Annotated in this window: 12 protein-coding genes; all 12 read right to left on the bottom strand. The window is 44.7% G+C overall.

Translation table 11 applies throughout. From position 1 onward, the window contains the following. On the bottom strand, nt 1-3,563 hold a 3,563-nt coding region (locus tag HPY60_08330), incomplete at its 3' end, for a hypothetical protein (GenBank protein ID NPV51182.1). Between the two features lie 553 nt (nt 3,564-4,116). Beyond that, nucleotides 4,117-4,362, bottom strand: a complete 246-nt coding sequence (locus HPY60_08335) for a hypothetical protein (GenBank protein ID NPV51183.1) — start codon at nt 4,360-4,362, stop codon at nt 4,117-4,119. A 237-nt stretch (nt 4,363-4,599) separates the two neighbouring features. Then, entirely contained in the window at nt 4,600-6,498 is a 1,899-nt protein-coding gene (locus HPY60_08340; GenBank protein ID NPV51184.1) for a hypothetical protein, read from the bottom strand. Beyond that, the gene (locus tag HPY60_08345) at nt 6,461-6,661 is read right to left on the bottom strand and encodes a hypothetical protein (GenBank protein ID NPV51185.1); all 201 of its coding nucleotides are present in this window, start codon (nt 6,659-6,661) and stop codon (nt 6,461-6,463) included. The genes HPY60_08340 and HPY60_08345 overlap by 38 nt, the downstream gene beginning before the upstream one ends. Before the next feature lie 7 nt (nt 6,662-6,668). Beyond that, nucleotides 6,669-6,989: a hypothetical protein gene (locus HPY60_08350; GenBank protein ID NPV51186.1), complete on the bottom strand. Its 321-nt coding sequence runs from the start codon at nt 6,987-6,989 to the stop codon at nt 6,669-6,671. A gap of 9 nt (nt 6,990-6,998) precedes the next feature. Beyond that, nucleotides 6,999-7,979 (bottom strand): hypothetical protein, encoded by a 981-nt coding sequence (locus tag HPY60_08355; protein NPV51187.1) that lies wholly within the window; start codon nt 7,977-7,979, stop codon nt 6,999-7,001. A gap of 9 nt (nt 7,980-7,988) precedes the next feature. Then, nucleotides 7,989-8,435, bottom strand: coding sequence for a hypothetical protein (locus HPY60_08360; protein ID NPV51188.1), 447 nt, complete (start codon nt 8,433-8,435; stop codon nt 7,989-7,991). Beyond that, nucleotides 8,432-9,334, bottom strand: coding sequence for a hypothetical protein (locus HPY60_08365; protein NPV51189.1), 903 nt, complete (start codon nt 9,332-9,334; stop codon nt 8,432-8,434). Before HPY60_08365 ends, HPY60_08360 begins: the two co-directional genes overlap by 4 nt. 2 nt (nt 9,335-9,336) lie before the next feature. Then, nucleotides 9,337-9,567, bottom strand: coding sequence for a hypothetical protein (locus HPY60_08370; protein NPV51190.1), 231 nt, complete (start codon nt 9,565-9,567; stop codon nt 9,337-9,339). 8 nt (nt 9,568-9,575) lie between these two features. Next, a complete protein-coding gene (locus HPY60_08375; protein ID NPV51191.1) occupies nt 9,576-9,842 on the bottom strand; it encodes a hypothetical protein in 267 nt (88 codons plus the stop codon). Next, a complete protein-coding gene (locus HPY60_08380; protein ID NPV51192.1) occupies nt 9,842-10,045 on the bottom strand; it encodes a hypothetical protein in 204 nt (67 codons plus the stop codon). Before HPY60_08380 ends, HPY60_08375 begins: the two co-directional genes overlap by 1 nt. A 27-nt stretch (nt 10,046-10,072) precedes the next feature. Next, the coding region (locus HPY60_08385) for a hypothetical protein (GenBank protein ID NPV51193.1) at nt 10,073-10,481 on the bottom strand (409 nt) is incomplete at its 5' end.

Genomic DNA, 10,481 nt, shown 5'->3' on the forward strand with positions numbered 1-10,481 from the left:
TAATAGGTCTTGAAGGCCATTTTACCTGTGGCGCTTGTCCAGGATGATCCAGTTGAATACTTGTGGCCGCTTGCAGTCGTGTTGTCATGCGCCACTTTGTAAGTATCAGTTGCCGTCCCGATCATGTGGAAAACTATCCAGTGGAGCTTTGCCACGTTCAGCTGCACGTCGATATAATCAAGTTTTATCCAGGAGCCATCAGTTGAAACGTTCTTTGCTGCTGTTGATCCAAATCCTACAATTGCTCCAGTTGGCCCCGAATTGTCCTCAACTATCGAGAATCTGAAGGCATCAAGTGGACTACCTATCTTTTTGACATAAGTCTCAACATAAAGCACGTTTGACTTTGAAGGCTGGAAAGAAGATGCATAATACTTATCATGAAGCGAAACTTCAGTTGTTGTAGTCGCCTGGCTCTGGTCCAAAAAGCCCTGCTTTCCCCCTACAACAAATACCCTGTCAAAGAACTTTGAAGTGTCTCTTTTGATTGATGCATTAACTATTTGGGCCGGGGTGATTGAGTGGGATGCTTCCAGATCGCTTGGGTCATAGAAGTGAAGATCATCGTTTTCATCAACATAATAATCAGCGCCAACAAGCCTTGCAATCTTTTCAATAGCCTGGGAAACATATTCCCATGCAAAGGAAACAAAAGGTATTTGATCTAGAAATTCTTCGACATTAGTTGTTGATATCTCCGGGCAATACCTGTAGACTAAATCAGTGATGATATCAGTTGCAGTTGTGTTGTAGTAAACTTCAGCGCCGGAAACAATTGTCTGGCCAAATCTAACAGATCCATAATCTTCCCCACTTAGGACCAGTTTATTGCTGCCATAGCTATCGATATCAAAGTCAATTCCCGTGATAAGGCCGTGGAAGATTTTAGCGGCCGGAGGATCGTTTTCATCAAAATAAAGGTAGACATTATCGCCTATCCCAAACTCTTCTGAGATTGATCCATCGTTATTGTTCAAAACAATTTCAAAGTAGTCTGATCGTTTTCCCTTCTCATCAGTGAACTTTGCGTACTCCACCGTGTAGTTATCCTCTAAGACAATGTCATCAACATGTATGGACCAGAATAATTCTGTCCTTCCTGTGCTTGTGACATCAATTGTGAAATATGCTGCTGATTGTATTTCAAGTGTTACTAGATCTGTTGGAATAACTTCAGAAGATCCATAGCCCGTCACGGTGATAAGCTCAATATCAACATCCGCATCAAGCACTACTACAGAGCCATATCCAGTGAACTCAACTAAGCCAACATAGCTATAATCCGTGTCAACTTCTAAAGATGCGCATGTCCCAAAAGTGACTGTGTCTGCCCATGTTTTTAGGGCTAAAACTTCCGATGATCCAAGGCCCTCAAATGCGATCAGCTGGGCATAATCTGTTACTGTCGTTACAGAGACAGTGCCAGCGCCAATAATCTTTAGTAGTTCAATATCCTGGATCCACCCTTTGCCGGATGATCCGCAAAGGATAACTTCCACATCATAATCAATATCCTGGGAAACTCCCGAAGAGGCTCCTACCGCCTCAATGCCAATGTGGTATTCTGTTATTGCTGCAACTTCAAAACTTGATTCGGATGCATATTCTACAGTACCGTCATAAGTGTAGACCGTTAGCACCTGGACTGATCCGGCCCCATTGCAGCGTATAAACTCAAAGTCAGATACCCAACCTGCGGCAGCACCGGCGCATAAGATCACTTCAAGATCGATATCTTCGTCTTGCTGTGAAGGTGTTGCGAGTGCTTCGCATGTTATTGTTAGGCCATAAGTTGTTATTGTGCTTACTTCAATTGAAGCTGTTGCAGTGTAGTCAATATCTGCGACTTTGTTTGTTTCAATTGTTACAGCGCATTGGCCTTTTCCAGTTGGGCCATCGTAGGTGACGCTATAATTTGTTACAGTTGTTACGGCAACAAGTGACCCACCGGCTGCAGTCACTGTTTCTATAAATGAATCCACATCTTGCTGTATCGCCGTTCCAACACTAATATATTCAATTGTAACATGAAGCGCAGCTTGGGACGCTGCCTCTGAAGATCCAGAAGATCCAAATGATATTTCTTCCGCTTCATTGAAATTTGCCGTTATGCTGCCGGCACCAGTTGCCCCATATGTGATTTCTGCAGAGTGAGAAGTGGGCTCAACAATTGTGATCGATGCCACGCTTGAAACAAGTATAACTTCCAGATCAATATCTTGGTCCTGTTGTGATGGTGTTGCAGCTGAGCTAAAATTTACTGCAGCATTAAAAGAAGTTGTACCGCTATATTCAACTTGGCCATACCCATTATAAGAAACAGTTTCAGAATAGATCCTGTTATCTGATTCTTCAACTGAACATGTGGCGCTGTAGGTGATCGTTACATTGTATCCAAATGCCGTTGTGACTGTGCATGTTGCAGCCGTTGTCGCCGTGATAAGTTCAATATCGGAGTCAACATCTTGTTGCGTTATTGCTGCATAGGAAGTGTAGCTCACAAGAGAAACTAACGTTGCCGTTTGTGTGACTGTTATCGTTCCTGTCCCAGTGCATGTTGCTGTTGCGGCATAAGTTATTCCAGGAGTTACTGCCACACTCCCGGCCCCAGTACTTGTGACCGAAGCTGCATAAGTGATGTTGCCTGTAGCTGAAATGGCCCCTTTGCTGGTGTATTCCACTGTATCGGTGAGTTCCTGAGCTTGAGATTCTTCATATTCAATTACAAGCTTTGGGTCCTGTGACGTACCGGACTGTTCGGCGGAATAAACGGTGACAGAATAAGCCATGGCTATTGCAGGTGCGCTGTTTGAATAGTCATATGTGTATTCCCTTGCACAAATCTTTGTGATCCCAGTTTTGCTGATGTCGGATTTTCCTGCCGAATCCAAGCTAATGGTGAGGTAACCTGAGCTGCTTGTTGACACAGTGCCATAAGAGCTTCCGCTGTATGCTGTGAAATCCGATGCGCTTAGTGAACTGCCCTGCGTCCCTTTTTGGGCGCAGATGGTCGGGCTGTTGGAGGCGGAATATTTGTATAACGAAAAATCAGCAGATGTCACCGTTGCATTGTCAGGCAGTCCTGAAGTATCAAAGTAGAAAAATCCCCTTCTTATCGAGTAGCCGTTGCCGCCAAGCTGCTTGTCAAAGGAAGCAGTGGTGCTTATGATTACTGATGTGGCGGTGTCTGTGACCGTATTGCCTGTTGATCTTGCAGTGGACCATGTCCCAGAATATGCCCCGTTTACCTGGCCGTCTGCAGTGGATGTGTAATACGTTGTAGAGTCTATGCAAATTGTTTTCTTACCTTTGAGCTTTTTCCCGTCCGGGAGAAGGAGATTATGTTTCTGGATTAGGCCTACCCAGTTTCTGGCCTTATCGTCAAGGTATTTAACATAGAAAATTCTGCCATCTTTTTTTACTATCCTGTGGCGCAGAGGATGATTGGCATGCTCAGCATTTTCTACCCACATTCTGGGCCCGGGCACAAAGATCTTTTCTTTTGCATCCAGTTCGAAAGTGAATGTTTCCGCCTTTTTCCCTTTTGCCCAGAAGCCTTTCAAATGGAGCTCGTACCAGACTTCGACGTCCTCTAGATGGATCTTTCCGGTGTCAATTACTACTGCTTCCTGGACATAGCATTCATGAATCCTGTTGTAGATCCATATGCCATCTGCAATAGAATGCTTTAGCTCGTAATCGCTTAATTTCTCAATCTTAGAAAAGCTATCAAAAGAAAGTTCTTTCCCGTTTATCACGATCTTTCTGAAGCTTGCCTCGTACTGGTGATCGTAACCTTTTCTAAATCCAAAATATTTCTCTTTTTCCCCATCAGATCTAAATCCAATGGAAAACCTGTTTTTATCCATTATGAACTTGTCTTTTTCCTTTCGGATAGTAGCATCAATTGTTCTAAGCTGATTAATTTCGTCTTCATAATGGATGGGCTTTTCGTGAAATACCCTTCTAAACTTTCCTGGCCCTATCTGAAAGGTCTTAGAGTTAAGGGTCCTTTTTTCAACTACCTCTTGCCCCCTAGTGACCCCCGATGCTTTGTAGTCGTACTTGGCCAGTGTATCACTCGTATAATTATTCAAAAAATAAAAAAAGAAAAGATTAAGCCCTTGATTCAGTTTCCTTTATCGTTATGGCTAGAGAGTCGCCGTTTTCAACTGCTTTGGTCGCAGAGAACTTGTGCCTCATCAGCATGTTGCCACTTGATGCAGCGTCAAAGACCCCAACTTCATTGACTGAAAGAGATCCTGTGAAACTGAAGGTCTTAGTCCACTTTGCCTTGTAGTCAGCCTCGTACTCACAAGTTGCTGCAGCCCTTGCACCGCCGTTAGTGGTGATCTCTGTCACAAGCGCTGTCTGATCGTTTGCCTCGTCAGTCGTTCCAGACCCCAAGGCGACATATGTGAAAGGCGTGCTTGCAACTCCGTTTAGGAGTTTGGCCTTAAGCTCTAATCCTTTATTCGTTATTGTTGCCATTTTCCTTCCCTATAGGATTTAATTTTTCGTTTCCCTCTTCTTTGATTTTGCCATCCTTTCCGATAATCTGCCAATTGACTAGATAATCGGTTTTAGTTTTTGATTCCATTAGAATCCTATCCTGCCTACCCTAGTTATTTTCTTCATGATCTCTTCGGCAATCCTGTCGGGATTGCCAGAGCCATTGATATTGAAAGTATTGTTGATTACTACCCCTTTGCCTTGAAGTTTTGATCCGTCTTTGAAGGCCAGTATATTATCATCTGGGTGAAAGTTTACGACGTCACCTGTTTTAGTGATTAGTGCATCGCCTGCGTAGTATTTGCTTCCACCTGCATCGAAACTACAGACCAATCCTGAACAAGAGTTACGGGTCACATTTGATACTGTGTTGGCCCAAGCCTCGCCCTTTGTTGCTGTGAAAGCTGCATTTTCATTTCCCAAAACATTGTACCAGGCCATTCCACCTGAACTACTCCCAGAGCCAGTTCCATAAACAGTTCTTTCGCTGTGACCGTCACTGATAGTTGTGCTTGTTCCGTATGTTCGGCATCCGCCACCCCCTCCTCCCCCACCGGAAGGTGTCAGCATCTGCCTAACGGTGTTCATGGCGGAGGTCATGTATTGGATTGCCGATCCTGCAGTTTGGCCTAACTGATTGACTTCAGTTCCAGTCTTAGTTGTCTGCTCCCTGTAGATCTTTAGGAGTTCATTTGCAGAAAGCACGTTTTGAGTGTTGTTTTGGACTGCAGTGCTATTGTCTTTTTTGCTTTGCTGATTCTCAGTTTCCGTCCTGATGCCTTCACGGAGCCTTGCCAAAGCATCGGCTGCTGATTCTTCCTTAGGAATATCCACCCCTGGACTTTCCCATTTGCCCCTTCTGGCAGCTTCATACGGGGTATACTCCCCGGCATTCCCATACTGGACCTGCTGGCCGGCATAATCCCAAAGAGCCATGCCCCCAGGATCTGCCATCCTCAATCCCATATTCATGATTTTATCCAGATGCAGATCTTTGATAAGAACACTGATTCTAGAAAGCGCATCTTCAATCATGCCCAAAATATACGATACCCTATCAAAAGCATCGGCAAGTTTTGTTATTGCTTCTGAAGAGGATGTTACCCCGGCGAGCTTCATTACTATGTTTCCTATCTCAGAGCCTAGACTAAGGGAGTGCTGCAAAAGATTTCCGAAAGCATCGACCAGGGGTTCGATCTCCCCTGATTTTATCATTTCTGAAATCTTACTTGCAATATTCTCTAAAGTTGGGCCTATCACACCAGTCAATTCTTCCCCAAAAAGTGTTTTTAGATTCTGGACCTGATTCTCAAAATTTGCAAATATCCCCGCAGTTGAGTTCCTAAGAGCCTCTGCACTGCCGCCAAAAGATTTTTCCATCTGCTTAGCGAGGTAGTCCATTTTTTGTGCTGCCGTCATGGATTTCATGTTGACTGCATCAAGTGCGACACCATTTCGCTCTAATGTCAGCGTGCTGCCATCAAGGGCCATTGTGATCTGATTTGTTGCAGATTCAAGATCTATCCCTCTTGCAGCTGCATAGTCTTCTGCAACTGATAACAGCTTGAGTGATCTTTCGTAATCTTTTGTTGAAGCGATCAGATTGTTGAAACTCTTCCTTACAGAAGTATCGTCAAAGGAAGTTAGATCAGAATGCTGGGTTATCAATTTTTCAACTTGCCTTGAATAAGATTGTAGCCCTGCATTTTTCATAAGATTTTGTGTTTGGGATTGGAACTTTGATTGCTCGATTGAAAGCTGCACCATCTCACGGCTCAAGTTTTGCACAGCAGCGACACCATGCGTTATGACTGCAGTTGCCAGTGTACCCATAGCAACTTCTGCCGCATGGCCCAAAGAATACATTGCCCCGCCGACTTTTCCGCCGGCTTTTTCAAGGCCACCTAAAGCACCCTGGACATTTTTTATAGGGCCTGATGCTCTGTCTTCAGCCGATACTGTTATCTTGACGTTTTGTTCTGCCATTATGCTCTTTCCTCATCCTAATTAGTTCTTCGGCCTGGATCCTCTTTTCTTCCTGGGTGCCTTCCGGATTCTGGTACAATACGTATCCCCTCACTAATCTTCTTTTTTCCAAGATTGTGAGTTTTGGTATTTCCCATACTTTATACCCAAGCTGGTGCAGCACCTGCTCCTCAAGGAGTCTTGCCTTTGCTTCCAGACTCTGGACGAAAGGATTCTTTTATGTCACTGATATCCAAGAGTTTTTGGGCAAGATTGGCTATTGCCTTTGTCTTTCCAAATCTTTTGATTTCATCAGGCGAGAGTCTAGGCTCAACAATATGAGCCGATAGCACCTCATACCCTTTTATTGGGTCAGATAACTGCGCTATCTCGCCCTCTGGAATTGGTATGATCTTGACTTCTTTTCCAGGCTCTATCTCAATAACGAGTGATTTCAGCTCCCCTTTCTCATCCCGCTCGTGGAGGAAGTATGATTTCTCAACTATTGCCATGATATTGCCTCACCAGTTAGTCTTCGCAAAAGGGGCCTCCCACAGAACTTCTGCGGATGTGCCAGAGAATCCAAACTTGTAGCTAACTTTTGTGTCAAGCGGGAATATGGCACTGTAATCAGAAAAAATGCAGTTTGAGAGGGTGATCTTCATGGTGTCTGCTGTCGTGTTGACATACCCTTTGTCAATTACGATATCCTTTGGAGTCAAAGTTGCCCCTGTGGAGGTGCCTCCAAGCACCAATTGCTCAATTTCATCTGCTGTTTCAGAGTCGGGTATGTATGCTGTGATTGACCCATTTATTGCCTCAAACTTTCCAGAATATGCTGTTGATGGTGACCTATCCGAAAGGCCGTGCCCAACTTCAACGCTCCTTGAGATAGTGAATTCTAGATCTGTGATGTAATCTATGCCGCTTATGTTGCCTATTGCATATGTGAACTCATGGGGCTTCCATGCCCTTGCATCATCAATTGCAATTGTTGTTGGGACTGTGAAGGGATTGTTTAGATTAAGGTCCTTCCCGACTATGTCAAGTGTACCTGAAACGGGCTCGTTTAATCCCATCTTAAAAGATAGGCTTTTTGCGTAGCATCCAACAATCTGCGCAGTTTTGTCGTTTGCCCCTTTCATAAGACAAGATGTAGTGAAAGGTATTGGGGTGCCGGAGGGCGATATAGTCCATGTGTAGGGCGCTGACACTTCCAAGGGATCAGCATTTGCAATCCCCCCGAGCATAAGGGCAAACGGTAATGCGCCGTTGTAGACAAAATCTATCTTGCCTCTTGCCTTTGCAGTATGATATGATATCTCGGAAGGATATGCCATTGCTGCTGGATTTACAGCAGTGATCTGATTTTCAAGGCCATATTCATATTCTGCGTCTAAGCCTAGAATCTCATCGACTAGCGTTGTTGGTGCAGTGGGGTCAACACCAGTTCCCCACGTTTCCTCTTTTTTTACAAACACGTCTCCTTTTGTGTATGCCATAATTTTCACCTATATATCCCGTACCAAACAAGGTACGTCGATTTTCATTGCATTCACAGAAACACCGTTCCTCTCAGTTGCTGCCAGATCAAAACTGATATTTCTGCCATAAAATGTTCCAAAATAATCGCAAGTTGCAGACCCTGATTTGTTTTTTAGGTCTGGATTGCTTCTCACAGTATCAATAACCCCGGAATAGATCGTGCCCATCTTAGAAGTGCTTAGCGTCTGCTCTTCAAAGATCACAAAGCGGACATAGAACTCAATCTGCTTGTTGGGGTATGACAGCGATATTGAATCTATGTTCCCTGCTAACATCTCAATAGCTACCTCAGGAGTTTCAAAAGAAGTAGAGAGCTTCGTAGGCCTGGTCCATGTCTTTACAGAAGAAAGTCCGCTTGCCGCAGCAAATATTCTCTCAACATTTTCCAAGAAGGAGATAGGGTCAAAGCTCATCCTAAGACGCTCCTCATCTTCTTCGGCAGATGCTCCAAGATCAGCCTCTTCCTAAGCTCAATCTCCTTTCTTGAGATTGTCTCTTCCGAAAGGGTATCGTTTTCAAAAACAACTGATGCGTGAGTTATCTTTGTGGCGCCTGCCTTCTGCCTTTGCTTTAGGTCTGACTCAAAGAGCTTCTCGCATGTGTAGAGCGTTGCAAACTCTGATGCGAGGATTGATTCTTTTGTGCCTTTAGCATATCCGTATGTGAGCGATATGCTAGCCTTTGATCTTCCGATGGGCCATGATGAGACTTCCGAGGAGGAAGAGAGGACAATCCTATCATAATCCACTACCACACTTGTTGGAGTTACTGAAACTCCGTCAATCTCCAGGGATTCTATGGATGTGATGGGGGCATACTTTCTCAAGTAAAGCCCATTTGATTGCATGGCGTAACATCCATAATCTCCTGATGCAAAAATGTCCCTCGCCCTTATGTCAATCGATTGGTCTGTAATGCTATTGGCCCTAAAATTAAGGCCAGTTAAGGATTCTATTAGAGCGTCTGCTTCATCGAGCCAATAGTTTCTAACTTTTTCAGCTGTAATGTGGGAAACTTCAGAGATCTTTTTTGGACTGGAATAGTTGCCTTGGCCTAAAAGATAGGGCCTGGTCTTTATGTCGGCTGGATACTCTTTTGATACTTCGTTTAGCTCTGTTGCTTCTATGTCGCTATCAGAAATCAGCTCAGCCGTTATTCCCTCTTCTAAATTTAGGGCCAGCACCAGATCTTCCAAAGTACTCTCTGCCAGATCGAACTCGACCTCGGTATCAAGGCTCAAAGTAAGTTTAGAGCTTTCAATACAGAGAGTCGCATCGGAATCGCCTGAATATGCAATTGATAGGGCATCCATTTTTAGGGCCTCGTGAGCCAAAGCAGTATTGATATTATTGAGAAGACTATCCCGCCGCCAACGGCAAACTCAACTATAGTTATGGCGCCTGACGCCCTGTCCTTCCATGCCTCAATAGAGCTAATCCTTTCCTCATGCCCCTTGTATGATTCGCACTGGTCGTTTAGCTTCTTCTTTATCCATGTGAGGTCTGTCTTTATCTCTATCAGGATGTCATGATCGGCGGGGTCCATATCATGCCTCAGTAGCCAACGGCCCTCCAGATGCCGTCAGCATCTGCAGTTGTAACTATTGTCACAGCACTGCCAGAGCATGGAAAAGATTCGTTTATTGCGGCAGCGTCTGCCACTACAGCGGAACCTGTGAATTCAATGCTTATGGATTCACAAATGACTAGCCCTGTGTTTATGTCCCCACCCGTATCTGAAGTACCGTTAGTGAAGGTGCCCCATGTAGTTGCCTTGTCACCGCTCTTTCCATATCCCTTTATCTCGCTAGAAAATGCCATCACTTCACCTTCTTATCCTTCTTGAGATTCCCAAGCTCGATTCCCTCTATCACAGTGAATCCGCCTTTACTTTTGAGCATCTCTATGTCTTCTGGGATCCTTACCTCGGAGACCTTGTCACGCCCGGTAAACTGGTAAACTATCCCAGTTGTGCCCTGGACGGTATAGTAGGTCTCGGGCCCATCGTATCTAACTTTAGCCATGGTAATCGCCTAAAATAAAAATAGGGCCTATTTCAGACCCCTGACCTTTCCCTGCGCCATGAACCTGTCGCACCAGATCTCGCCTATCCAGGAGAAAACTCCTTCAGTGCCGAACTTGTTCTGGATAAATGGGTCGCTTGTCTCGACGTATGTTATTGGCTTTAGAACTTCAAGAGAGATGTGGTCCAGATCCAGGATGTAAATCCTTGAGATTGTGTCCTTCGGAACGTTGTTGCTCCTAAGAATTGGTATGCCGTCAAATGTTGCAACTGGAATGCCTGCCTCTTTTCCCCTGACCTTTATCCCATTCACAGTAAACTCAATGTAGGCATCGGGTGTATAGACCTCCTTTGGCCTCTCAAGCTGGGCTATACGCTTGGCGGTGTCATACCCTGTGAGTATCGCCTTGTTCTTTCTGCCCCCTCCGTCCCAGTAG

It is taken from the genome of Methanofastidiosum sp., from assembly GCA_013178285.1.
GTDB lineage: Archaea > Methanobacteriota_B > Thermococci > Methanofastidiosales > Methanofastidiosaceae > Methanofastidiosum.

What these genes read in the sequence shown, in the direction of transcription:
- HPY60_08350 (NPV51186.1), bottom strand. Translation starts at nt 6,989, where the DNA reads ATGGCAATAGTTGAGAAATCATACTTCCTCCACGAGCGGGATGAGAAA.
- HPY60_08375 (NPV51191.1), bottom strand. Translation starts at nt 9,842, where the DNA reads ATGGCATTTTCTAGCGAGATAAAGGGATATGGAAAGAGCGGTGACAAG.
- HPY60_08355 (NPV51187.1), bottom strand. Translation starts at nt 7,979, where the DNA reads ATGGCATACACAAAAGGAGACGTGTTTGTAAAAAAAGAGGAAACGTGG.
- HPY60_08380 (NPV51192.1), bottom strand. Translation starts at nt 10,045, where the DNA reads ATGGCTAAAGTTAGATACGATGGGCCCGAGACCTACTATACCGTCCAG.
- HPY60_08370 (NPV51190.1), bottom strand. Translation starts at nt 9,567, where the DNA reads ATGGACCCCGCCGATCATGACATCCTGATAGAGATAAAGACAGACCTC.
- HPY60_08365 (NPV51189.1), bottom strand. Translation starts at nt 9,334, where the DNA reads ATGGATGCCCTATCAATTGCATATTCAGGCGATTCCGATGCGACTCTC.
- HPY60_08340 (NPV51184.1), bottom strand. Translation starts at nt 6,498, where the DNA reads ATGGCAGAACAAAACGTCAAGATAACAGTATCGGCTGAAGACAGAGCA.
- HPY60_08360 (NPV51188.1), bottom strand. Translation starts at nt 8,435, where the DNA reads ATGAGCTTTGACCCTATCTCCTTCTTGGAAAATGTTGAGAGAATATTT.